Source organism: Streptomyces sp. NPDC048523 (assembly GCF_043199815.1).
Lineage (GTDB): Bacteria > Actinomycetota > Actinomycetes > Streptomycetales > Streptomycetaceae > Streptomyces.
The window spans coordinates 551,030-572,092 of record NZ_JBICWQ010000006.1 but is presented as its reverse complement, the minus strand read 5'-3'; the positions used below and the strand labels follow the sequence as shown (position 1 = coordinate 572,092).

Here is a 21,063-nt window from a genome sequence, read left to right as displayed (position 1 = left end):
GAACAACCAGCCTAGAACGAGGCACTGACACAGGAGCGGAGCAGATCAGGCCGCGCTCGGCGTCCAGTCGCCCAGCCAGTCCGCGACCTCCTGGCCGGTCGCCTGGGCGTCGGTCAGCTGCGGCCGGTCGGAGGAGGCCGCACCCGAGCCGGCGCCGGTGTTCTTGTACTCCGCGAACCGGTCGTCCTTCCAGGAGAAGCCGCTCATGTCGGTCCACGGCGTGGACCTGATCGCCGCGCTCAACGACGTGTTGCGGACCGTGGTCTGCGGGTCGAGGGTCGCGTCACCGCCCGCGTGCCAGGGGCGGCCGAGGTAGAAGCTCGCGGAGGACACATCCCCGTTCACGGTCGAGTTGGCGATGAGGATGCCCTTGCGGCCCGCGGCGGTGCTGGGCGCGGTGACGTAACCGGCCGAGGTGCCGTTCCAGCGCTTCTTCAGCGTGATGACGGACTTGTCGATCACCGCGGTGGCCCGGCCGAAGATGAAGTCGACGTTGCCGACGACATAGGAGTTCTTCATGTAGACCCGGCCCAGCTTCTCCTTGGCCGCGGTGTCCACGAGGAGCGTGTCCTGGTCGCCGCTGACGATGACCCCGTCCAGGAACACCTTGTCGGCGGCGGTGCGCAGGGCGACCGCCTGGCCCGCGATGTCCTGGTGACCGGCCTCGTCGAAGTCGTTGGAGATCGACAGGTTGCGGGCCTGGAAGTCGTCGGCCTCCACGGCGACGGTGGCGCTGCCGCCGGTGCCGTACGTGCCGGAGCCGTCGGGCTTGGGCGTGCCGGACGCGTTGTTGTAGACGATCACCGTGTCGTTACGGCTGGAACCCGTGCCCTGGATGGTCACATGCGGCTTGTTGGACGGCACCTTGACCAGTTCGCGGTACGTCCCCGGCTTCACGGAGATCACCACGCGGGAGGGGTTGTTGGCGGGTACGGCGTTCACCGCGGCCTGCACGGTCGAGTACTGCCCGCTGCCGTCCTTGGCGACGGTGAGGGTGGTGGCCGCCGCGGCTTTGGTGGTCGTGACGGCCGTCGTCCCGATGGAACTGCGCGGCCCCGTACCGGACGTGAGCAGGGCGGGCACGTCGGCGGTCTTGTCGAGCGTGTAGGCGTAGTACGTCTTCGGGTCGAAGGCGGTGCCCCCGCTCTCGTTCCTGCCGCTGGTGTCCACGAAGGTGTTGCCCTTCTGGACGATGCTCGCGGTGCTGTCCTTGATGACGGGGTTCTTGAAGCCCTGGAACCAGGAGTTCTCCAGGACCATCCTGGTCGCGCCGCGCGAGTAGTTGCCGTAGGAGGAGGCGATGTCCGTCCCGGCCACGTCCTCCAGGAAGTTGTTGTACAGGTGCGCGTGGGCGGCGTTGTCGGTGGACGGGTTGCGCTGCTCCGTCTCCCGCACCCAGTTGTGGTGGATGGTGATGTCGGTGACGACGTTCTCCGTCCAGCCGATGCCGAACGCCTTGTTGTCCTGGCTGAGTTTGTTCCAGGAGACCGTCACATAGGTGCTGTCCTTGCGGACGTCGATGAGTCCGTCGGCCATGTGCCGCAGGTCGTTGTGGTCGATCCACACGTGGTGGGCGCCGTCCATCTGGATGGCGTCGAAGTCGTGTTCCTTGTCGTTCCACACGCCCTGGTAGGCGTCCCGGATCGTCAGGTTCCTGATGATCACGTTGTGGACGCCGGAGCCGAGGAAGAAGCCGCCGCCGACGATCTGCCCGGAGGCCCCGGCCCCGACGATGGTCTTGTCGCTCTGGACCTTGATCTCTTTCCCGACCGGGTCCATGGTGATGGTCGCGGCGACGACGATGACGTACGGCTCGCTCGCCGTCGCGTACTTCTCCAGGTCGGCGAGCGTCTTCACGGTGACGATCCGACCGTCCCGGCCGCCGTACGTCCCGTTCTGCCCCAGCGCGTTGACGGAGGCGAAGCCGTCCGCGGTGGCGGTGGCCCAGGCGGGAGCGGCGGTCGTGGCGGCGGAGGCCTCGGGCTGGGAGCCGGGCAGCAGGCCGTAGGCGAGTCCTCCCGCGGCCGTCAGGGCGAGCGGAACACCGAGGGCGTAAGCGGTTGTTCGGCGTCGGCGATGCTGGGCCATGAGGTCATCCGTTCCGTGTGGGGGTAGCGACCGCAGTGCAGTCGCCGCCCCCGCACGGAAGGTTGCCGCCCGAAGTGGCCTACTTGGCGCAGGACTTCGGGTCGAGGTTCTCCTGCCACTTGTCCTCACGGCCGTCGGGCTGGCCGCTCGGCAGGAGCTTGTCGGAGATGCCGTCGATGTAGTAGCCGTACGAGTAGATCGTCTTCCAGCTCGCGTCCCGGCCACGCCAGGTGTGCGTGGTGACCTCGCCGTCGCCCTTGTTCCACTGGTAGTCCTCGACGGAGAACACCGGGTTCACGCGGACCACCCGCTGGTACGGCGTCCAGGTGGTCGCCACCTGGGTGCACGGCGGTATGGACTTCTCGCTGCGCCGCTCGAAGGACGAGGTCTTCTCCCAGCCCCACTCGTAGCCGGCGCTGCCGCCCACGGTGCCGGAGAAGATGCTCTTGGCCAGCGAGAGGCTGATGCTGGCGCCGACGCTCTTCTTGGCGAAGGTCTTGGTGCTGTACCCGCTGACGAAGGTCACCTTGTCCTCGGTCGTGCCGTGGTTGCCGGTCCACTCGGAGGTACGGACGGGCTCGCCCTTCACGGACCAGGTCGAGGACTGCGCGTACCCGCACCAGCCGCGGAACAGCTCCCACGGTCCGGCGGGCACCCACAGCCCGAACACGTCCCGCAGGTACTCGTCGCGGGTCTTGAACTCGCCGGTGTCGACGTTGAGCGCGCCGTAGACGCCGGTCAGGCTGGTCTCCTGGCTGCACAGCCGGTCCAGCATGACGTCGGTGTTCCCGGGGTCCACGCCCCGGACGTTCTGGGCCCCGCCGGGACCGGCGGCCTGCGCGGTCCCGGAGCCGGCCAGCAGCCCGGTGACGGCGAGGGCCGCGGACGCGGCGGCGAGGGCGCTCTTCTTCAGAGTCGATGTACGAAACAGACGCATGGGGGGTTCTTCACTCCTGAGTGCTGAGGACAGGTGCGTGGGGCACCTGTGCGACGACTCAGGAAGCTGGCAGAGAACCCGCGAGTAGGGTCGAGAACGCGAGAGGTTTGACAGGACATCGACAGCTTGGCTTTTACTGCACGGCGGCGGGAGCCTCCGGTGGCGGAGTCGCCGCCCCCGGCAGTCGTACGGTCGCGACGGTGCCGCCGCCCTCGGCGGGACCGAGGGTGACCTCGCCGCCGGCCTGCTGGACGGTGCGGGCCACGATGGACAGACCGAGGCCGGATCCGGGCAGGGCGCGGGCGTCCGGGGAGCGCCAGAAGCGGTCGAAGACGTAGGGGAGTTCGTCGGCGGGGATGCCGGGACCGTGGTCGCGGACGGTGAGGACGCCTTGGGTGAGCCGGACGTCGACGCTCCCGCCCTCGGGGCTGAACTTCACCGCGTTGTCGAGGATGTTGACCACGGCGCGCTCCAGGGCGGCCGGTTCCGCGCGGGTGTACCAGGGCTCCAGCGAGGCGTTGATGGTCAGCTCCGGGCCCCGCAGTCGCGCCCGGCGCAGGGCCGACTCGACGGTGTCCTCCAGGGACACCACCTGCACCCGCTCCCCGCGCTGGCCCTCCGACCGCGACAGCTCCTGCAAGTCGCCTATCAGGGCGGCCAGTTCGGTCATCTGCGCCTTCAGGGAGGCGAGCAGTGCCTTGCGGTCGGCCTCGGGGATGGGGCGGCCGGTCTCCTCGCTGCGGGTGAGGAGCTCGATGTTGGTGCGGAGGCTTGTCAGCGGGGTGCGCAGCTCGTGCCCGGCGTCGGCGATGAGCTGCTGCTGGAGCTCGCGGGAGCTGGCGAGGGAGCTCGTCATCGAGTTGAAGGACCGGGACAGCCGGGCGACCTCGTCCTCGGCGTCCTCCTCGACGGGGATCCGGATGCCCAGGTCCTCGGTCCTGGCCACGTGCTCGACGGCCTCGGTGAGCTTGTCGACGGGACGCAGGCCGGCACGGGCGACGAAGAGACCCGCGGCACCGGCACCGAGGACTCCGATACCGGAGACGAGGAGGAGGATGAGGGCGAGCTCGTTGAGGGTGGACTGGGTGCCCTTGAGGGGGACCGCGAGGACCAGGGCGACCCCCTGCGAGTCGCTCTGGTCGACGCCGAGGTACAGGGTCAGTACACGTACGGCGTTGCCGTCATCGTCGGTGCCGTCGCGGAAGTACAACTCGCCGGCCTTCGCGTTCCTGATGACATTCTTGTCGCCACCGGTGACGTCGACCGTGCCCGGGGAGTTGGGGTCGACGCAGGGAGCGCCCTCCACCTTGATCGCCTGGACGTAGTCGCTGCGGCCCGGGTACGTCTGGGTGTTCTGCTGCGGGGTCTGCGTGCACCGCTGCAGGAGCGACTGGACCGTGCCGGGCCTGCGCACCATGTCCTTCAGGTCGTTGTCGACCTGTTCGTACAGTTTCCCCTGCACGATGAACCAACAGGTGACCGAGACCGCCGCCACCGCGAACGCCACCGCTGCCGCGACCAGCATCGAGAGCCGGGCCCGGATGGGGAGCGTGCGGAGCCGCCGTACGAGCCTCTTCACTCCGCGCCGCCCTGCCGCAGGACGTACCCCACGCCCCGCACGGTGTGCACGAGCCGCGGTTCGCCGCCCGCCTCCGTCTTGCGGCGCAGGTACATCACGTAGACGTCCAGCGAGTTGGACGACGGCTCGAAGTCGAAGCCCCACACCGCCTTCAGGATCTGCTCCCGGGTCAGCACCTGGCGCGGGTGCGCCATGAACATCTCCAGCAGCGTGAACTCGGTGCGGGTCAGTTCCACCGGCCGCCCCGCCCGGGTCACCTCACGCGTCGCGAGATCCATCCGCAGGTCGGCGAAGGTGAGCGCCTCGTCGTCCGCGGCGGATGCCGCCTCGGCCGCCGCCGCGTAGGAGCTGCGCCGCAGCAGCGCACGGACCCGGGCGAACAGCTCGTCCAGCTCGAACGGCTTGACCAGGTAGTCGTCGGCGCCCGCGTCGAGCCCGGTGACCCGGTCGCCGACCGTGTCGCGGGCCGTCAGCATCAGGATGGGAGTCGTGTCGCCGGCGCCCCGGATGCGGCGGGCGGCCGTGAGCCCGTCCATGCGGGGCATCTGGATGTCGAGGACCACCAGGTCGGGCCGGTACGCGGTCGCCTTGTCGAGCGCGTCGGCGCCGTCCACGGCGACCTCGGTGTCGTAGCCCTCGAAGGCGAGGCTGCGCTGGAGTGCTTCGCGCACCGCCGGCTCGTCGTCGACGATCAGGATGCGCTGGGGGTCACGGTCGCCTTCGGCGGGGCTCATGGCTGGGGATTCCTCGGGTGCGGTGGGGAGAACAGGGGACTGAAGGGAGTGAACGCTTTCAGCCTCGCACGGTTCCCCGATGGCGCTGCGGGACGTGCTCTCTCAAGGGTCAGCCGCGTACGGTACGGCGGCGGCTGCGGGCGGCGCTCACCCCGCGGCGGGCCACCGCCGTGGACGCCACCTCGGGCGCCCGGGGCGCCGGGGCGTGCAGTGCGTACGCCACCTCGAGGGCCAGGGCGAACCCGGCCGGGTCGGTACCGGCCACCGTGTGCGAAACCTGCTTGATCATGGCGTACTCCTCGCGAGGGTCGAAGGGGGTCAGCTGTCCGAGCCGCCGGCCCGCAGCGTGGCCAGGTCGGACTTGACGGTGTTGATCGGGATGGAGAAGCCGAGGCCCGCGCTGCCGGCCGTGGACGAGTCCGAAGTGGCCGAGTACATCGCCGAGTTGATGCCGATGATGTTGCCGTTCATGTCGATCAGCGCGCCGCCGGAGTTGCCCGGGTTCAAGGACGCGTCGGTCTGGATCGCCTTGTACGTCGTCGTGGACGAGCCGGTGTCGCCGTTGAACTGCCGGCCGCCGAACTCGAACGGCCACTGGCCGCTGCCGCCGCTCTGGCCCTGGTTCTGGCTCTGGCCCTCGTCGGTCGCGACCGTCACGTCCCGGTTGAGGGCGGAGACGATGCCGCTGGTCACGGTGCCGGTCAGGCCCTCGGGGGAGCCGATCGCCACCACCTCGTCGCCGACCTGGACGCCGTCGGAGTTGCCGAGGACGGCCGGGGACAGGCCGGAGGCGTTCTCCAGCTTGATGAGGGCGAGGTCCTTCTTGCTGTCGGTGCCGACGACCTTCGCGGTGTAGGTCTTGCCGTCGCTGGTGCTCACCTTGACGGAGGTGGCGCCGGAGATGACGTGGTTGTTGGTGATGATCTCGCCGTCGCCGGTGATGATCACGCCGGAGCCGGTGGACTCCCCGGCGTTCGAGGTGGCGTTGATCTCGACGATGCTCGGGCTGACCGCCTTGGCGACCCCGGAGACCGTGCCCTTGGCGGAGGACGGCACCACGTTGGTGCTGGTGCTGCTGGAGGCGACCGTGTCGTTGCCGGTCAGCTCCTGGATGCCGTAGGCGGTGCCGCCTCCTATCGCCGCGGCGACGATCGCGACGGCGGCGAGGAGGGCGAGGGGGCCGCGGGTGCGCCGCTTCGGAGCGGGGGCGGGCTCCGCGGGGGCCGCGGTGAGGAGAGCGGTTCCGCCGCCATTGCCGTCACCGCCGTACGAACCGGCGCCCTCGGAGGCGAAGGCGGCGTGCTGAGCCTGTTGCCCGCCCGGCCACACGGTCGTCGGCTCGACGACCGGCTGCCGGCCCGGCGCCGCGGGCTGCGCGGGCGGCTGGCCCGGCGGGGGCGGCCACTCGGGGTTCACGGGCGACGAAGCGTGCTGCTGCTGGGCGCCCTGGTAGGGGTTCTCGTACTGCTCGTACTCGCCGTCGCGGCGGAAGCTCTCGGTCATGACAGCAAGCTTGTCCCGCGACCATGAGAGCTCCCTGAGTGCTCCCTGAGAAGCCCGGCAGAACCGCGTATGCCCGATATAAAGGCGCCGCTGGCCTCGGGCCAGGTGTTCTCAGACGGTCTTCAGAAAGCTCACTCGCAGCCGCAGGACCGCCGCACGACCAGCTTCGACGGGAACACCTTCAGCCGCTCCCGGCGGGAACCGGCGACCCGCAGCCCGTCGTCCAGCACCAGGTCCACCGCGGCCCGGGCCATCGCCGACCGGTCCGACGCGATGGTCGTCATCGGCGGATCCGCGAGCGCGGCTTCCTTGATGTCGTCGAACCCGATGACCGCCAGCTCGCCCGGCACGTCGATGCGCAGCTCGCGCGCGGCCCGCAGCAGGCCGATCGCCTGGTCGTCGGTGGAGCAGAAGATGGCGGGCGGGCGATCGGGCCCGGAGAGCACCCCGAGCGCCACCTGATAGGCGTCGTAGCGGTTGTACGGCGCCTCGAAGAGCCGTCCCTCGGTCGGGAGGCCGGCCTCGTCCATGGCCTGCCGCCAGCCCTGGACGTGGTCGGAGACCGGGTCGCCGACCGCGGGGGTGTCGGCCGTGCCGCCCATACAGGCGACGTAGGGGTAGCCGTGGCCCAGCAGATGCTCGACGGCGGTCTTCGCGCCGGTGAGGTCGTCGAGGACGACGGCGACGTCGTCGATCGCCTCCGGCCGCTCGTGCAGCAGCACGACCCGGGCGTCCCAGGCGTCGATCTCGGCGGCGGCGTTGTCGTTCAGCGCGTGCGAGACCAGGATCAGCCCCGAGACCCGCATCCCGAGGAACGCCCGCAGATAGTGGACCTCGCGCTCACCGATGTAGTCGGAGTTCCCGACGAGCACCATCTTCCCGCGCTCGGAGGCGGCCTGTTCGACCGCGTGCGCCATCTCCGCGAAGAACGGCTGGCGCGCGTCCGGCACGATCAGGCCTATGAGGTCGGTGCGCCGCGAAGCCATCGCCTGGGCCACCCGGTCGGGCCGGTACGACAGCTCCTTGATCGCGGCGAGGACACGCTCGCGCGTGGCCGGGGCGACCGGCCTTGGTCCGTTGTTGATGACATAACTGACGACGGCAGTGGACGTCCCTGCCAGCCGTGCGACATCATCCCTGGTTACCTTGGCCACGCGCGGAGTCTACGCGGATGGACCCGCTCTGGGCAGGGCGTGAAGGAGGTCCCCGTGCTCCCGCGGTGAGGCGTGCGGGGGCGCATCGGTTCCGGAGCCATGCCCATCCGCGGGACCCGCTACGCCTCTACGTCTTCGAGGGCGGCACTCTCGTCCGCATCCTCCGCCTTTGCCCGGTCCGCCTTGGCCTTCGCCTCGTCGGTGACCCGGTCGCCCTTCTCGGGAGTAACGAATCGATAACCGACGTTGCGGACGGTCCCGATCAGCGACTCGTGCTCGGGGCCGAGCTTCGCGCGCAGCCGTCGTACGTGCACGTCGACCGTCCGGGTGCCGCCGAAGTAGTCGTAGCCCCAGACCTCCTGCAGCAACTGCGCGCGCGTGAAGACGCGGCCCGGGTGCTGGGCGAGGTACTTCAGGAGCTCGAACTCCTTGAAGGTGAGGTCGAGGACCCGGCCCTTGAGCTTCGCGGAGTAGGTCGCCTCGTCGACCGAGAGGTCGCCGTTGCGGATCTCCATGGGGGAGTCGTCGTTGACGATCTGCTGGCGGCCCATGGCGAGACGCAGCCGCGCCTCGACCTCGGCCGGACCGGCTGTGTCGAGGAGGACGTCGTCGATGCCCCAGTCGGCGGTGACGGCCGCGAGGCCGCCCTCGGTCACGACGAGGATGAGCGGGCAGCCGGGCCCGGTGGAGCGCAGCAGCTGGCACAGGCTGCGGACCTGGGGCAGATCACGGCGTCCGTCGATGAGGATGACGTCGGCACCCGGGGTGTCGACGAGTGCGGGGCCCTCCGCCGGAGCCACACGCACGTTGTGCAGGAGCAGGCCGAGGGCGGGCAGCACCTCCGTCGACGGCTGGAGGGCATTGGTCAGGAGCAGCAGAGAACTCATATGTCTGGTTCCTCCTCGGTCCCGCGAGGTCATGGCCTTCGTATACAGGGGTATCCGAAAGCACAAAAGGACCCGGGGGCTGCGTTGCCCGAGTCCTCTTCCGACGAGAATAGCCCACATGAGCATTGATCCGGCAGGTCGTGTGGTGCGTTCCACCGTGAGTCCGCACTCTGAGACGCGCAGACATGCACCTATACGGACGTTTCTGCACACCGACGACGGCGTGACGATCGATTCCGTATACGATCCGCCCTCCTTCGTATACGAAGCCTCCCGGCCACTCGCCCGTGACCTGGTGTTCGTCGTCGCGCACGGTTTCACCGGCGATGTGGATCGCCCGCATGTTCGCCGGGTGGTGAACACGTTCACCCGGTACGGCGCTGTCGTCACCTTCTCCTTCCGCGGCCACGGAGCCTCCGGCGGGCGCTCCACGGTCGGCGACCGCGAGGTGCTGGATCTGGCCGCCGCGGTGTCCTGGGCGCGGGGACTCGGCCACACGCGCGTGGCGACCGTCGGCTTCTCGATGGGCGGCTCGGTGGTGCTGCGGCACGCGGCGCTGTACCGGCCGGAGGCCGACGGGCACACGGACGCGCACGCGGACGCGGTGGTCTCGGTCAGCGCACCGGCCCGCTGGTACTACCGCGGCACGGCCCCCATGCGCAGACTTCACTGGCTGGTGACCCGCCCCGCGGGCCGCCTGGTGAGCCGCTACGGATTCCGCACGCGCATCCACCACCGCGACTGGGACCCCGTCCCCCTGTCCCCGGTGGAGTCGGTCCCGGGGATCGCCCCCACCCCTCTCCTGATCGTCCACGGCGACCGCGACGGATACTTCCCCCTCGACCACCCGCGGATGCTCGCGGAGGCCGCCGGCGACCACGGTGAGCTGTGGATCGAGCCCATGGGCCACGCCGAGCACGCGGTCGGCGACGAGCTGCTGGACCGCATCGGGGACTGGGCCGGCACAGCGGCCGGATAGCCTGGCGGCATACACCACCGATCGATTGAGGAAGCGGATGCCAAAGGTCACGGTGCGCTACTGGGCCGCCGCGAAGGCCGCGGCCGGGATCGCCGAGGAGCCGTTCGACGCGGCCACACTCGCCGAGGCGCTGGACGCGGCACGCGAGCGACACCCCGGCGAACTCGTGCGTGTCCTGCGGCGATGCTCGTTCCTCGTCGACGGTGACCCCGTGGGCACCCGCGGACATGAGACGGTACGGCTGGCCGACGGCGGCACGGTCGAGGTGCTCCCGCCGTTCGCAGGAGGGTGACGATGACGAACCAGCCGTACGAGGGCTACGACCAGTACCCGCAGCAGGGCTGGCCGGCCCAGCAGGGGTACGACGACGAGGCCCAGGCAGCCCAGCAGTACACCCAGCAGTGGCAGGGCCAGACCTGGGACACCCAGGTGCACCGACCGGTCCAGGCCGCGGGGGAGACGGCGTACCTGCCGCAGCAGGGCTACGAGGGCGAACCGCAGGGGTACGGCCACGGGCCCGCGCAGGGCGGCCCCGCCCCGGTGACTCCGGCGGCCGGTGCGTACGGCTCCGCCGCGGCTTCAGGCCCGGCGTACGGCTCCGGGCAGGCTTCTCCGGACCCCGCCGGCCACGCTCCCGCCCCGGGGCACCCCGCGCCCGATGCCTCCGGCTCCGGCTACGGCCCCGCCACCGTCGCCGGCAACGCGCGCATCACCGACGCCCAGCGCGCCCGCCTCGAAGGCCGGTCCCCGATCATCGAGCCCGGCATCCAGCCCGCCGCGCTCACCGCACTGCTCGGCCTGCTGCTCTCCGGTGCGGCGGCCGTCGGGTCGTACGCCCTCCTCGTACCCCTCGTCGTCCTCCAGGCCGTCACCGCGGCCGGCTGGTTCCGGCTGAACGGCATGTGGCCCGCCCGGCAGGGCATCGCGCTGGCGTTCCTCGGCGCGCTGGTGGCGGACGCGGCCCTGCTGACGGCCGGCCGGGAGAACGCGCCCGCGGCGATCCTCGGCACCCTGGGCGTCTGGGTCCTGCTGAGCCTGGTGATGCAGCTCCGCTCGCACGCCGACCCCGACGAGCGGATGTACGGCCTGATGGCGACCGTCGCCTCGGCGGCCCTGGCGATCGTGGCGACCGGCCACCTCGCGGCGGACCCGGACGCGGTGACGGTCGGTGCGGCCGCGGTGGCCGTGGCGGTCCTGGCCCGCGCGCTGCCCCTGCCGACCCCGGCCTCCGTCGTCGTCGCCCTGCTCGCCGCGGCGGGCGCGGGCATCGCGGTCGGCGGGATGACGGGCCTCGGCGCGAAGGGTGCCTTCCTCGGCGCGGGCGCCGCGGTGTGCGCGCTGATCGGCCACCGGGTCGCGAGCTACGACTACCCGTCCCGCTTCGTGCACTTCACGGCGGGCGTGGCCCTCCCGCTGGCCGCGTCGGCCCCGGCGGTGTACGTGCTGGGCCGGGCGATCGGCTAGGTCACGGGGTCATCCGGGTCCACAGACAGAAGGGATGCCCGGCCGGGTCGAACAGGACCCGGACGTCGCCCTGCGGCTGATACTCGGCGAGCCGCGCGCCTTGAGCGACAGCTCGACGCAGGGGGGATCGGTGATGCAGTGACCGAGTTCGTGGTGAGCGGCGTCGTCGGCATGTGCTCGGTGCCGGGCACATTCCAACCCGCCCGGCGTCTGGGGCGCAGCCCCGGCCACGGCCACGTCGGGGCCGCTCGGCCTCCTGCCGGGTCAGCCCCGCCGCTTCTTCCCGTCCAGCTCGTCCCACCACTCGTCGGACTTCGGGTCGCCGGAGGGGTCGTCCCACCAGCGGTCGTCGGGGCCGCGCCGGTTCGCGACCATCGCGGCGAGCGGAGGGATCACCATCGCCACCACGCACATTCCCACGGCCACCGGCACCGACCAGAGCCTCACGACTCCCCAGGCCAGGACGAACAGCCCGATGCACGTACCCATCATCGCGAAATAAGCGTGCCGTCGTCGCGCCAACATAAGTCCAGCGTAGGCCCGGAAAGGCCGGAGGGCCGTACCCCGTGCGACGGGGTACGGCCCTCCGGCCGATCAGCCGGTCGGCTGCCTCAGACGGCGATCGCGACCTCGGCCAGGCCACCCTGCTGGGCGACGACCGTACGGTCGGCGGTGCCGCCCGGAACCAGGGCGCGAACGGTCCAGGTGCCCTCGGCCGCGTAGAAGCGGAACTGGCCCGTCGCGGAGGTCGGGACCTCCGCCGTGAACTCGCCGGTCGAGTCCAGGAGGCGGACGTAGCCCACCACAGGCTCGCCGTCACGCGTCACCTGGCCCTGGATCGTGGTCTCACCGGGCTTGATCGTCGAGGCGTCCGGGCCGCCGGCCTTCGCTCCACACATGTCGTTCTCCAAAAGAGGGGTCTGACCGGAAGGAAGGCCGGTCGGGATGATGCGGACGGGGTCTTACTTGTTGGCGCCGAGCTCGATCGGAACGCCGACCAGGGAGCCGTACTCGGTCCAGGAGCCGTCGTAGTTCTTGACGTTCTCGACACCGAGCAGCTCGTGCAGCACGAACCAGGTCAGGGCCGAGCGCTCACCGATGCGGCAGTACGCGATGGTGTCCTTGGCGAGGTCGACCTGCTCCTCGGCGTAGAGCTCCTTGAGCTCCTCGTCCGACTTGAAGGTGCCGTCGTCGTTGGCGTTCTTCGACCACGGGATGTTGCGCGCGGACGGGACGTGGCCCGGACGCTGCGACTGCTCCTGCGGCAGGTGGGCCGGGGCGAGCAGCTTGCCGGAGAACTCGTCGGGCGACCGGACGTCGACCAGGTTCTGCGAGCCGATCGCGGCGACGACGTCGTCACGGAAGGCGCGGATGGCCTTGTTCTGCGGCTTGGCCTTGTACTCGGTCGTCGGGCGCTCGGGCACCTCTTCGACCAGCTCGCGGGCGTCCAGCTCCCACTTCTTGCGGCCGCCGTCGAGAAGCTTGACGTTCTCGTGGCCGTACAGCTTGAAGTACCAGTAGGCGTAGGACGCGAACCAGTTGTTGTTGCCGCCGTAGAGGATCACCAGGGTGTCGTTGGCGATGCCCTTCGCCGACAGGAGCTTCTCGAAGCCCTCCTGGTCGACGAAGTCGCGGCGGACCGGGTCCTGCAGGTCCTTGGTCCAGTCGATGCGGATCGCGTTGCGGATGTGGTTCTTCTCGTAGGCGGACGTGTCCTCGTCCACCTCCACGATCGCGATGTTCGGGTCGTCGAGGTTGGCCTCGACCCAGTCGGCGTCGACCAGGACGTCACTGCGGCTCATGCTCGTTCTCCTCCGGGGCAGTTGCGGCGGGGCGTGCGGAAGGGTGCGCGGGGCGCACGGATGCCCTGGGGCGCCAGGGCGAGGGGACGCGGAGGTCGGTGCCGTCCGCTCAGAAGGGGCGACAGAGCATGGCGGCGACGCGGCACAGGTCTACTGCCCGCCGCTTCGTGAGATCCGCCTGTCGCTTCATGGTGCCGATCGTAGGGAGGGACATACCGGCATGTCACCGGTGTGTCGCATACTGAGATGCGATCGTCCGGGATGTGGGACCAAAAAGCCGCCCGGGCCGTGGTCCCACGGTCCCGGGCGGCTGTAGCCGTCATCACATCTACGGTACGGACGTCACCGTCTCGCCTGTCGGACGCGCGGCATCCGGCTCGGCGTGTCCGCCCGACAGGTCCGCCCGACGCTCGTCCTACCCGGCGAGCTTGACGTCCGAACCCTTCACCGCGATCTCCACACCGTTCGCACCCGCTTCGACCCTGTCGAGCTTGATACCGCCCGGCAGACCCTCGATCTTCTGGTCGAAGTCGGCGATCGAACGGACGTCGGAGTCGGCGAGGGTGATGTTGCCGAAGCTCGGGATCGAGTCGGCGTGCACCCGCACGGTGTCGCCGTCGACCACGGAGACGGTGCTGAGCACGGAGACGGGCTTCTCCAGGGCGCTGATCTTGATATCGACCTTGATCTTGCCGTTCCCGCCGTCGGAGAGGCCGACGACCTTGGCGGTGACACCCAGCGGAAGCCGGGCCTCCTCGGACCCCGCGGCCTTCAGCAGCTGGTCGTAGGCGATGGTCGCGGTGCCCGCGGCGGTGGAGGCGGTGGCGGAGCTGTAGTCGCCGGAGAACGCGACGCCCTTCATGGCGGCGTTCAGGTCGTCGATGCGGATCGAGCCCCCGCTGGTGCCGGTGTCCGCGTCGTAGTCCTTCATCCCGACCTCGACGTCGTCGAGCTCACCGCCGGCCACCTGGGTCAGGAACGGGAACCCCTTGATGTCCACGCTCGGCGTCGTGGTCAGCCCCTCCTGCGTCTTCAGCCGGTCCGCGACCTCGCCCTCCGCGAAGTGGACCGCCAGACGGTCGGCGGCGACGAACAGCCCGCCGAGAATCACGGCGATGATCAGAAGTACTCGCAGGGCGCGCATGCGGTGGGTCCCCCCGGGGCGGCGGTCTTGTCGACGGACGGGTGGCCGTCGAGCGGCAGATTAACCCCGCGGGGTAAGACGCCCGCCGGATTGTCGATCACCTGTGACAGGCCGCACCCGCTGTCTGCTCAATAAACGAGCGCCTGCGTCCCGTCCGCGAGCGCCTCCTGCACGAATACCTGCGCCCCCGCGATCCGTACGCCCTCGATGACGTCCTTCTCCGTGATGTCCCGGCGGGCCGCGCACTGGGTGCACAGGGTGAGCCGCCCGCCCGCGAGGATCGAGTCCACCAGGTCGGGCAACGGGGCCGCGTGCGGCAGCTCGAACTCGGCGGCCCGCCCCGGCAGCGCGAACCACGCCGACTCCCCGGTCAGCCACAGCGACACGTCCACCCCACTGGCCACGGCCACCGCCGCCACGGTGAACGCCTGCGAGCACCGCTCGGGAGCGTCGGCCCCGGCAGTCACCTTGATCACGAGCTTCTTCGCCATACCGGCAGCGTACGCGCGACGGGGCCTGGTCCGTGTGCGTTGCCCACGTGTCCGAATCGTGATCAAGTTGGCGTACAACCCTGGGTGTTGACCGGCGGTCTCCTGTGAAGCGCGCATACGGAATGCGCGCTTCACGTCTTGTGGGGGACGCGTTGGAAGGACCCGAGGTGCCCGAGGCACCCGAAACACCTGAGAGACCCGAAGAGAGACCCCGGGCGCGCCGCCGGGGCCGTACGACACTGCTGATCGTCGCCGCCGCCGTACTCGGTGTCGTCGCCGGGACGTGCACGGGATACCTGATCCAGGCCGACCGTGAGCCGACGAAACTGGCCTCGCTCTCCCAGCCGACGCTGGCACAGGCCAAGGGCCCGGCGCCCGAACCCCTGCCGGCCTCACAGGACCGCCGGGTGAAGACCGACAGCGACCTGCGCAAGCTGCTGCTGAAGAAGCCGACCGGGGCGAAGACCGGCGACTGGGGCAGTGACGACCACTGGATGACGCTGGCCGAAGTCGCGGAGACGGCCAACAAGCCGGGTGGGGCGTTCGGCGAACTCGTCTCCCAGGAGTTCCGCCGCGCAGCGGACACCGGCTGGCAGGTCGGCCGCACCTACGGCGTCGAGATCCGCCTCACCCAGTACCGGCAGGAGGAGACTCGGGAGGCTTCCGACGCGGCCGACGGCGAGAACTACTTCGAGGACTCCCAGGCCGGCACCAAGAGCTGGTCGGTGCCGGGCGGCGGAAACGCCATGGTGTACGTCCACACGAAGCCGGACACCGAGCCCGGTTATCTGCCGCAGTACAAGGCCTCGGCCGTCGCCTGGCGCGGGGACATCCTCATGAAGATCTTCGTCTGGGACACCAGGCCCATAGCGAAGGCGAAGATCATGGATCTGGCCGAGCGGCAGGTGAAGAAGCTGTGAGCGAGTCCGAGAACCAGCAGGTGGGTGAGATCGGTCCCGCCGAGCTCACCGCCTCGACCGAGCCCGCGGCGCCGCCCGCGAAGCCCGTCCGCGTCCGCCGTGGCCGAATCGCCGCGGTCGTCGGGTCCGTGCTGCTCGTCGCGGCCGTCGTCGCCGGGGTGGGCTTCACCGTGGTCACCGTCGACGGCGCCGACCGTGACGCGGGCGCTCCCGTGTGGACGTTCCCGAAGGGCGGGGCCGGCAAGACGAAGGCGGAGCCCGCGCGGGGACTCGCGGGGATGCTCGTGCCGTACGGCGCCGACGGGTGGAGCCGTGGGCCCGACATCGGGGAGTACGGCTACGAGACCCGGCTCAGCGGGGCCGAGGCCACCGCCCTGCGCAAGGAGTCGCTGAGCGGTCTGCCCCGGACCCAGCGCAAGGCGCTGGAGAAGCAGATAGACAAGCAGCGCCTCACGGGCATCGCGATGCGCAGTTACGTCAGCACCGACCAGCTCTCCTCCGTCTACACGGACAAGGCCTCCACGGTCACCATCGAGCTGACGCAGCTCGACAACAAGGCGGCGGCGAGGGGCATCTCGGAGTTCCAGAACGACTTCCTCGACGTGCTCGGTGACGTCCTGCGCGACGGGCCCCGGATCGAGGGCCACAAGGACGCGCGCTGTTTCCTGACGCCCAAGGACGCCGACACGAAGCTGGACTCGATGTTCTGCTTCGCCCTCCAGGGAAACGTCCTGGTCGACTTCACCGCCGACAGCGCCAGGCCCATGCAGCAGAGGGGGATCGCGATGCTCATGCGCGAGCAGCTCGACCGGATCGCGGAGCCGGGGGAGTCGGTATGACCGAGCAGACCGAAGAGAAGGCGGCCCCGCTTCCGACACGGGAGCCGGCCGCCCGCCCGGAGAAGGGCGAGCTGGTGGAGCCGGTCACTGGGGCCGGGCAGGTTGAGGTGGCTGAGTCGGCCGGCAGCGTCGGTCACGGGCAACAGGCCGAGCCGAAGGAACGGCCTGGCGGCGCCGAGCACACCGACGAGCCCGAGCGGAGCGAGCCCCGTGACGGGGTGTCCTCACCCCGGGCCGCCGAGCCCGCGTCCGAGCCCGTGTCCGCGCCCGCCCCGACACCCGACCCCCTCGCCACCGCAGAACACCTCCCCACCCCCAAGGACCGCCGTGTCCTGCGCGCGGCTCTCCGCTGGACCGCCGCCCTGCTCACCTTCGCGGTGGTCGGGGCCGGGACGGCGTACGGCATCGCGGGGATGGAGCGGACGGACGTACCGGGCCTGGGAACGAAAGCGGACGGGCGGTGGGAGTACCCGACGCTGACGAAGCCGCCGTTGCCCTCCGGCAGTCCGGGGCCCCTCGCCAAAGACAACAAGGCGGGCAGCCACTACGCCGACCTGCGCGCCCTGGTGCTGCCCGCGCCGAAGGGAGCGGCCGTCGACAAGGCGTTGCGCGGCACGGAGGGCTGGCTGCCGACGAAGGGCCTCCTCGCGGAGTACGGCGAGAAGGAGGACCGCGAGGAGCTGGGGCAGAAGCTCTCCGACAACGGTCTGCGGCACATCGCGGCGCGCGGCTGGACCACCCCGGACGGCACGCACACGCGGATCTACCTGCTCCAGTTCGACACCGCGGCCGTCGTGGACGATCTGTTCGGCGAGGACATCGCCCCCTACGGCAGCCCTGGCTTCGAACTGCGCGACGCCGTCACGTCCGTCTCCGACGAGCACTTCCCGAGCGCGGCCCGGATCCCCGAGATCACCGCCTCCGTCTACGTCGAGTCCAAGCCGTACGGCGCCGAGCAGACCCGGCACGCCTACCTGTCCTCCGGTGACGTACTCGCCCTGGTCGTCCAGTCCCGCAAGGGCACCGCGGACGCCGTCCCCTTCCAGCAGACCGTGACTCTCCAGAGCCAGCTCCTCGGCTGAGCGGACCCCCACGGTCCCCCGGGCCCCGGCCGCGTAAGCTGGGGCCCGGCCCGTGTACATGCACCGCACCCCGCTCATCCGAGGAGCACCCCGTGGAGATCTTCTTCGAAGCCCTGCTGGTCCTGGTCTGCGTCGGCGTTCTCGCCTTCTCGTACCTGACCGTGAAGAAGCTGTACCAGGGCCAGCGCTGACCCCCCTCTAGGAACCGCCACTCATGATCGAGATCCCGTCCGACCTCCACAAGGACCTCGTCCCGCTCGCCTTCCTGCTCGGCAACTGGGCCGGCGCGGGCGTGCACGACTTCCCGGGCTCGGAGAAGTGCAACTTCGGCCAGGAGGTGACCTTCGGCCATGACGGCCGGGACTTCCTGGAGTACGAGTCCCACACCTGGGTGCTGGACAACGACGGCAACAAGGTCCGCCCCCTGGAGTCCGAGCACGGCTTCTGGCGCATCGACGCCGACCGCAAGGTCGAGGTGACGATGGTCCGTGACGACGGTGTCGTCGAGATCTGGTACGGCGAGATGGCCGCCCAGAAGCCGCAGATCGACCTGGTGACCGATGCCGTCGCGCGTACGGCCGCCTCGGGTCCGTACAACGGCGGCAAGCGCCTGTACGGCTACGTCAAGAGCGACCTCATGTGGGTCGGCGAGAAGCAGACCCCCGAGGTCGAGCTGCGCCCCTACATGTCGGCCCACCTGAAGAAGGTCGTCACCCCGGAAGAGGTCGAGCGCTGGGCCAAGGCCCTCCCCGGCGACCTTCCGGACGACGGGATCGCCTTCTTCAAGTAGGACCCGCGCCGGGAGGTCCTAGACTTTCCGGTGTGGTGAGCACCGACTGGAAGAGTGACCTGAGGCAGCGCGGCTACCGGCTGACGCCGCAGCGCCAGCTTGTCCTCGAAGCCGTGGACACCCTGGAGCACGCGACCCCCGACGAGATCCTCACGGAAGTGAAGAAGACGGCGTCGGGGGTCAACATTTCCACGGTCTACCGGACCCTGGAGCTCCTGGAGGAGCTCGGGCTGGTCAGCCATGCCCATCTGGGGCACGGGGCGCCGACGTACCACCTCGCCGACCGTCACCACCACATCCACCTGGTCTGCCGTGACTGCGAGAACGTCATCGAGGCGGACATCAAGGTGGCCGCCGACTTCACCGCGAAGCTCCGCCAGGAGTTCGGCTTCGAGACCGACATGAAGCACTTCGCGATCTTCGGCCGCTGCAAGGACTGCTCTCTCAAGGCTTCAACTACCGAGTCGTAGGCTTAGTCGTATGAAGAGCCCCCTGCTGTCCCTGCCCGGAGCCGTCCCCGCCGAGGGCGTGGACGAAGACGTCGCCGCGCACTACGGCGACCTGTTCCGTGAGCAGCGCGCCCTCGCCGACGGCACCGGCTTCGTCGACCTCTCGCACCGCGGGGTCGTGTCCGTCACCGGCGAGGACCGCCTCAGCTGGCTGCACCTGCTGCTCACCCAGCACGTCAGCGACCTGCCCACGGGCCAGGCCACCGAGGCGCTGATCCTCTCCGCGCACGGGCACATCGAGCACGCGCTGTACCTCGTCGACGACGGCACCACCGTGTGGGCGCACGTCGAACCCGGCACCCAGGGCGCGCTGATCGCGTACCTGGAGTCGATGAAGTTCTTCAACCGGGTCGACGTCGCCGACCGCACCGACGAGTTCGCGGTCGTCCACCTTCCCGCCGGTTCCATCGCCGAGGTGCCGGACGGGGTCGTCGTACGCGAGACGTCGTACGGCCGCGATCTGTTCCTGCCGCGCGGGGACCTGGAGTCGTACGCCGAGAAGTCCGGCCCCGCGGCGGGTCTGCTCGCCTACGAGGCGCTGCGCGTCGAGCAGCACCGCCCCCGCCTCGGCTTCGAGACCGACCACCGCACCATCCCGCACGAGCTGGGCTGGATCGGGACGGCCGTGCACCTGCAGAAGGGCTGCTACCGGGGACAGGAGACCGTCGCCCGCGTCCAGAACCTCGGCAAGCCCCCGCGGCGCCTGGTCTTCCTGCACCTGGACGGCAGCGAGGTGCACCTGCCGCCCGCGGGGGCCGACATCCGGCTCGCGGACGAGGGGCCCGACGGCCGCAAGATCGGTTTCGTGACGACGTCCGTACGGCATCACGAGCTGGGCCCGGTCGCGCTCGCCCTGGTCAAGCGGAACGTCCCGCTGGACGCGCGGCTCGTCGTCGAGTCGACGGCCGCCGCCCAGGAAGTCGTCGTGGAGCCGTAGCCCCCGGCTCTCAGATGTCCAGCAGGACCGTGAACGGGCCGTCGTTCGTCAGCGACACCCGCATCCGCGCGCCGAAGCGGCCGGTGGCCACCGTCGCGCCCAGAGCGCGGAGCCGGGCGACGACCTCGTCGACGAGAGGCTCGGCGATGTCGCCGGGGGCCGCGGCGTTCCAGGTGGGGCGGCGGCCCTTGCGGGCGTCGCCGTACAGGGTGAACTGGCTGATCACCAACAGCGGGGCGTCGATGTCGCTGCACGACTTCTCGTCGTGCAGCATCCGCACCGACCAGAGTTTGCGGGCGAGTTGGGCCGCCTTCTCCTTGGTGTCCTCGTGGGTGACCCCGACCAGGACGCACAGTCCCTCGCCGTTGATCTCCCCGACCGTCTCACCGTCGACGACGACGCTCGCGCCGTCCACCCTCTGCACCACTGCACGCATGTGCCCATCATGCCGTTCGCTCGGGAAGGGCCCGTGTTCGGGTTTCTTTTTGATCCTTAACCCCCCATCTGGGGCCGTTCGGGGGCACTCGGTCACATAGCGGCCACTTGGGGTGGCACGATGCTTGCACACGCCGGTCGAGGGGACGTTAGAGGCGCATGAGCACACCGAGTACCGGGCGGCTGGACAGTCGGCGGCCGCCCACACAACGAACGGACAGCCCGCTGCTGCCCCCGGAGCCACCCGAACAGGATCTCGCCACGCTGAGCCTGCCCGAACTGCGCACCCTGCGCCGGGACGCCCAGCGGGACGAGGCCGACCTCAGCTATATCCGACGGCTGCTGCAGGGCCGTATCGACATCCTCCGCGCGGAACTGCTCCGCCGGTCCCCGACCGGCTCCATTCCGGAACGGCTCCCGGAGGCCTCCGTGGTCGATCGGCTGCCGGAGATCCTCACCGACGCCCCGGCCCGCCACCGCTCCTCGGCCCGCCACGTCAGGCTGGGCACCCCGCACAGCGAGGAGTACCGGCTGCTGGCCGCCGAGATGCTCGCCGAGGTCGAGCTCTCGGACCTCTGCGCGCGGACCGACCTGGAACTGAGCACCGCGATGGGCCGGCTCGTCCGCTACGAGCAGCGGGTGTCGGGACGCCGGCAGCGCTTGCAGCGGACGGCGGACGAGTGCAGCGGGGAGATCGCGCGGCGGTACCGGGAGGGGGAGGCGCAGGTGGAGGATCTGCTGACGTAGAGGTGTTGGGATGTTCGGGGTGTTCCCCGGGGGGCGGCCTGC

The 21,063-nt window shown here is 70.2% G+C and carries 25 protein-coding genes and 1 pseudogene; 10 read left to right on the top strand and 16 right to left on the bottom strand.

Annotation, left to right across the window (positions count from 1 at the left end; translation table 11 throughout):
• Positions 1-45: 45 nt before the first annotated feature.
• The 8 genes from ACGFWE_RS32020 to ACGFWE_RS31985 form a co-directional block, all read right to left on the bottom strand.
• Complete coding sequence (locus tag ACGFWE_RS32020; protein ID WP_393603408.1) at positions 46-2,088, bottom strand: pectinesterase family protein; 2,043 nt, start codon at positions 2,086-2,088, stop codon at positions 46-48.
• 79 nt (positions 2,089-2,167) lie between these two features.
• Entirely contained in the window at positions 2,168-3,025 is an 858-nt protein-coding gene (locus ACGFWE_RS32015) for a hypothetical protein (RefSeq protein WP_352391677.1), read from the bottom strand.
• Positions 3,026-3,158: 133 nt separating this feature from the next.
• Positions 3,159-4,604, bottom strand: coding sequence for a HAMP domain-containing sensor histidine kinase (locus ACGFWE_RS32010; protein WP_352391678.1), 1,446 nt, complete (start codon positions 4,602-4,604; stop codon positions 3,159-3,161).
• On the bottom strand, positions 4,601-5,338 hold the full coding sequence (locus ACGFWE_RS32005; RefSeq protein ID WP_352391679.1) for a response regulator transcription factor: 738 nt from the start codon (positions 5,336-5,338) through the stop codon (positions 4,601-4,603). The genes ACGFWE_RS32010 and ACGFWE_RS32005 overlap by 4 nt, the downstream gene beginning before the upstream one ends.
• A gap of 109 nt (positions 5,339-5,447) precedes the next feature.
• Positions 5,448-5,627 (bottom strand): hypothetical protein, encoded by a 180-nt coding sequence (locus ACGFWE_RS32000; RefSeq protein WP_352391680.1) that lies wholly within the window; start codon positions 5,625-5,627, stop codon positions 5,448-5,450.
• A gap of 29 nt (positions 5,628-5,656) precedes the next feature.
• Entirely contained in the window at positions 5,657-6,841 is a 1,185-nt protein-coding gene (locus ACGFWE_RS31995) for a S1C family serine protease (RefSeq protein ID WP_393603405.1), read from the bottom strand.
• Positions 6,842-6,972: 131 nt separating this feature from the next.
• A complete protein-coding gene (locus ACGFWE_RS31990) occupies positions 6,973-7,995 on the bottom strand; it encodes a LacI family DNA-binding transcriptional regulator (protein WP_352391682.1) in 1,023 nt (340 codons plus the stop codon).
• Between the two features lie 119 nt (positions 7,996-8,114).
• Positions 8,115-8,882 carry a response regulator transcription factor gene (locus tag ACGFWE_RS31985; protein WP_352391683.1) on the bottom strand — a complete coding sequence of 256 codons (768 nt, stop codon included), beginning with the start codon at positions 8,880-8,882 and terminating at the stop codon, positions 8,115-8,117.
• Positions 8,883-9,000: 118 nt separating this feature from the next.
• On the opposite strand from ACGFWE_RS31985, the gene ACGFWE_RS31980 reads away from it, so the two are divergent.
• Genes ACGFWE_RS31980 through ACGFWE_RS31970 form a run of 3 tightly spaced genes read left to right on the top strand, consistent with a single transcriptional unit; the run spans position 9,001 to position 11,325 of the window.
• Positions 9,001-9,861, top strand: coding sequence for an alpha/beta fold hydrolase (locus ACGFWE_RS31980; protein ID WP_352391684.1), 861 nt, complete (start codon positions 9,001-9,003; stop codon positions 9,859-9,861).
• Positions 9,862-9,898: 37 nt separating this feature from the next.
• The gene (locus ACGFWE_RS31975) at positions 9,899-10,153 is read left to right on the top strand and encodes a MoaD/ThiS family protein (protein WP_007382997.1); all 255 of its coding nucleotides are present in this window, start codon (positions 9,899-9,901) and stop codon (positions 10,151-10,153) included.
• A 2-nt stretch (positions 10,154-10,155) separates the two neighbouring features.
• Positions 10,156-11,325: a hypothetical protein gene (locus ACGFWE_RS31970; protein ID WP_393603402.1), complete on the top strand. Its 1,170-nt coding sequence runs from the start codon at positions 10,156-10,158 to the stop codon at positions 11,323-11,325.
• 1 nt (position 11,326) lies between these two features.
• Here ACGFWE_RS31970 and ACGFWE_RS31965 read toward each other — a convergent pair.
• From ACGFWE_RS31965 to ACGFWE_RS31935, 7 genes and pseudogenes are all read right to left on the bottom strand, one after another.
• A pseudogene (locus ACGFWE_RS31965) lies at positions 11,327-11,440 on the bottom strand (VOC family protein); the annotation flags it as partial.
• A gap of 149 nt (positions 11,441-11,589) precedes the next feature.
• On the bottom strand, positions 11,590-11,850 hold the full coding sequence (locus ACGFWE_RS31960; RefSeq protein WP_352391686.1) for a DUF3099 domain-containing protein: 261 nt from the start codon (positions 11,848-11,850) through the stop codon (positions 11,590-11,592).
• 86 nt (positions 11,851-11,936) lie between these two features.
• Positions 11,937-12,224: a DUF1416 domain-containing protein gene (locus tag ACGFWE_RS31955; protein WP_007382995.1), complete on the bottom strand. Its 288-nt coding sequence runs from the start codon at positions 12,222-12,224 to the stop codon at positions 11,937-11,939.
• A 63-nt stretch (positions 12,225-12,287) separates the two neighbouring features.
• The gene (locus ACGFWE_RS31950; RefSeq protein ID WP_352391687.1) at positions 12,288-13,127 is read right to left on the bottom strand and encodes a sulfurtransferase; all 840 of its coding nucleotides are present in this window, start codon (positions 13,125-13,127) and stop codon (positions 12,288-12,290) included.
• Between the two features lie 109 nt (positions 13,128-13,236).
• Complete coding sequence (locus tag ACGFWE_RS31945) at positions 13,237-13,317, bottom strand: Ms5788A family Cys-rich leader peptide (RefSeq protein WP_350751515.1); 81 nt, start codon at positions 13,315-13,317, stop codon at positions 13,237-13,239.
• A 225-nt stretch (positions 13,318-13,542) separates the two neighbouring features.
• Positions 13,543-14,271: a DUF2993 domain-containing protein gene (locus ACGFWE_RS31940; RefSeq protein WP_352391689.1), complete on the bottom strand. Its 729-nt coding sequence runs from the start codon at positions 14,269-14,271 to the stop codon at positions 13,543-13,545.
• 128 nt (positions 14,272-14,399) lie between these two features.
• Positions 14,400-14,762 carry a DsrE family protein gene (locus ACGFWE_RS31935; protein WP_352391690.1) on the bottom strand — a complete coding sequence of 121 codons (363 nt, stop codon included), beginning with the start codon at positions 14,760-14,762 and terminating at the stop codon, positions 14,400-14,402.
• A 167-nt stretch (positions 14,763-14,929) separates the two neighbouring features.
• On the opposite strand from ACGFWE_RS31935, the gene ACGFWE_RS31930 reads away from it, so the two are divergent.
• The 6 genes from ACGFWE_RS31930 (at position 14,930) to ACGFWE_RS31905 (ending at position 19,839) form a co-directional block, all read left to right on the top strand.
• Positions 14,930-15,682 carry a hypothetical protein gene (locus ACGFWE_RS31930; RefSeq protein ID WP_352391691.1) on the top strand — a complete coding sequence of 251 codons (753 nt, stop codon included), beginning with the start codon at positions 14,930-14,932 and terminating at the stop codon, positions 15,680-15,682.
• Positions 15,679-16,521, top strand: coding sequence for a hypothetical protein (locus tag ACGFWE_RS31925; protein WP_393603399.1), 843 nt, complete (start codon positions 15,679-15,681; stop codon positions 16,519-16,521). Before ACGFWE_RS31930 ends, ACGFWE_RS31925 begins: the two co-directional genes overlap by 4 nt.
• A 218-nt stretch (positions 16,522-16,739) precedes the next feature.
• Positions 16,740-17,603 (top strand): hypothetical protein, encoded by an 864-nt coding sequence (locus ACGFWE_RS31920; RefSeq protein ID WP_393603492.1) that lies wholly within the window; start codon positions 16,740-16,742, stop codon positions 17,601-17,603.
• 214 nt (positions 17,604-17,817) lie between these two features.
• Positions 17,818-18,393 carry an FABP family protein gene (locus ACGFWE_RS31915; protein ID WP_352391693.1) on the top strand — a complete coding sequence of 192 codons (576 nt, stop codon included), beginning with the start codon at positions 17,818-17,820 and terminating at the stop codon, positions 18,391-18,393.
• 32 nt (positions 18,394-18,425) lie between these two features.
• Complete coding sequence (locus ACGFWE_RS31910; protein WP_352391694.1) at positions 18,426-18,863, top strand: transcriptional repressor; 438 nt, start codon at positions 18,426-18,428, stop codon at positions 18,861-18,863.
• A 10-nt stretch (positions 18,864-18,873) separates the two neighbouring features.
• Positions 18,874-19,839, top strand: coding sequence for a folate-binding protein (locus ACGFWE_RS31905; RefSeq protein WP_352391695.1), 966 nt, complete (start codon positions 18,874-18,876; stop codon positions 19,837-19,839).
• Between the two features lie 10 nt (positions 19,840-19,849).
• On the opposite strand, the gene dtd is transcribed toward ACGFWE_RS31905, so the two are convergent.
• Positions 19,850-20,275 (bottom strand): D-aminoacyl-tRNA deacylase, encoded by a 426-nt coding sequence (dtd, locus tag ACGFWE_RS31900; protein ID WP_352391696.1) that lies wholly within the window; start codon positions 20,273-20,275, stop codon positions 19,850-19,852.
• A gap of 158 nt (positions 20,276-20,433) precedes the next feature.
• On the opposite strand from dtd, the gene ACGFWE_RS31895 reads away from it, so the two are divergent.
• Positions 20,434-21,021, top strand: coding sequence for an aerial mycelium formation protein (locus ACGFWE_RS31895; protein WP_393603396.1), 588 nt, complete (start codon positions 20,434-20,436; stop codon positions 21,019-21,021).
• Positions 21,022-21,063: the final 42 nt, after the last annotated feature.

Coding starts and splice junctions, on each gene's coding strand:
- ACGFWE_RS32020 (WP_393603408.1), bottom strand. CDS start 2,088: ATGGCCCAGCATCGCCGACGCCGAACAACCGCTTACGCCCTCGGTGTT.
- ACGFWE_RS32015 (WP_352391677.1), bottom strand. CDS start 3,025: ATGCGTCTGTTTCGTACATCGACTCTGAAGAAGAGCGCCCTCGCCGCC.
- ACGFWE_RS32005 (WP_352391679.1), bottom strand. CDS start 5,338: ATGAGCCCCGCCGAAGGCGACCGTGACCCCCAGCGCATCCTGATCGTC.
- ACGFWE_RS32000 (WP_352391680.1), bottom strand. CDS start 5,627: ATGATCAAGCAGGTTTCGCACACGGTGGCCGGTACCGACCCGGCCGGG.
- ACGFWE_RS31995 (WP_393603405.1), bottom strand. CDS start 6,841: ATGACCGAGAGCTTCCGCCGCGACGGCGAGTACGAGCAGTACGAGAAC.
- ACGFWE_RS31985 (WP_352391683.1), bottom strand. CDS start 8,882: ATGAGTTCTCTGCTGCTCCTGACCAATGCCCTCCAGCCGTCGACGGAG.
- ACGFWE_RS31980 (WP_352391684.1), top strand. CDS start 9,001: ATGAGCATTGATCCGGCAGGTCGTGTGGTGCGTTCCACCGTGAGTCCG.
- ACGFWE_RS31975 (WP_007382997.1), top strand. CDS start 9,899: ATGCCAAAGGTCACGGTGCGCTACTGGGCCGCCGCGAAGGCCGCGGCC.
- ACGFWE_RS31970 (WP_393603402.1), top strand. CDS start 10,156: ATGACGAACCAGCCGTACGAGGGCTACGACCAGTACCCGCAGCAGGGC.
- ACGFWE_RS31960 (WP_352391686.1), bottom strand. CDS start 11,850: ATGTTGGCGCGACGACGGCACGCTTATTTCGCGATGATGGGTACGTGC.
- ACGFWE_RS31955 (WP_007382995.1), bottom strand. CDS start 12,224: ATGTGTGGAGCGAAGGCCGGCGGCCCGGACGCCTCGACGATCAAGCCC.
- ACGFWE_RS31950 (WP_352391687.1), bottom strand. CDS start 13,127: ATGAGCCGCAGTGACGTCCTGGTCGACGCCGACTGGGTCGAGGCCAAC.
- ACGFWE_RS31945 (WP_350751515.1), bottom strand. CDS start 13,317: ATGAAGCGACAGGCGGATCTCACGAAGCGGCGGGCAGTAGACCTGTGC.
- ACGFWE_RS31940 (WP_352391689.1), bottom strand. CDS start 14,271: ATGCGCGCCCTGCGAGTACTTCTGATCATCGCCGTGATTCTCGGCGGG.
- ACGFWE_RS31935 (WP_352391690.1), bottom strand. CDS start 14,762: ATGGCGAAGAAGCTCGTGATCAAGGTGACTGCCGGGGCCGACGCTCCC.
- ACGFWE_RS31915 (WP_352391693.1), top strand. CDS start 17,818: ATGATCGAGATCCCGTCCGACCTCCACAAGGACCTCGTCCCGCTCGCC.
- ACGFWE_RS31905 (WP_352391695.1), top strand. CDS start 18,874: ATGAAGAGCCCCCTGCTGTCCCTGCCCGGAGCCGTCCCCGCCGAGGGC.
- dtd (WP_352391696.1), bottom strand. CDS start 20,275: ATGCGTGCAGTGGTGCAGAGGGTGGACGGCGCGAGCGTCGTCGTCGAC.
- ACGFWE_RS31895 (WP_393603396.1), top strand. CDS start 20,434: ATGAGCACACCGAGTACCGGGCGGCTGGACAGTCGGCGGCCGCCCACA.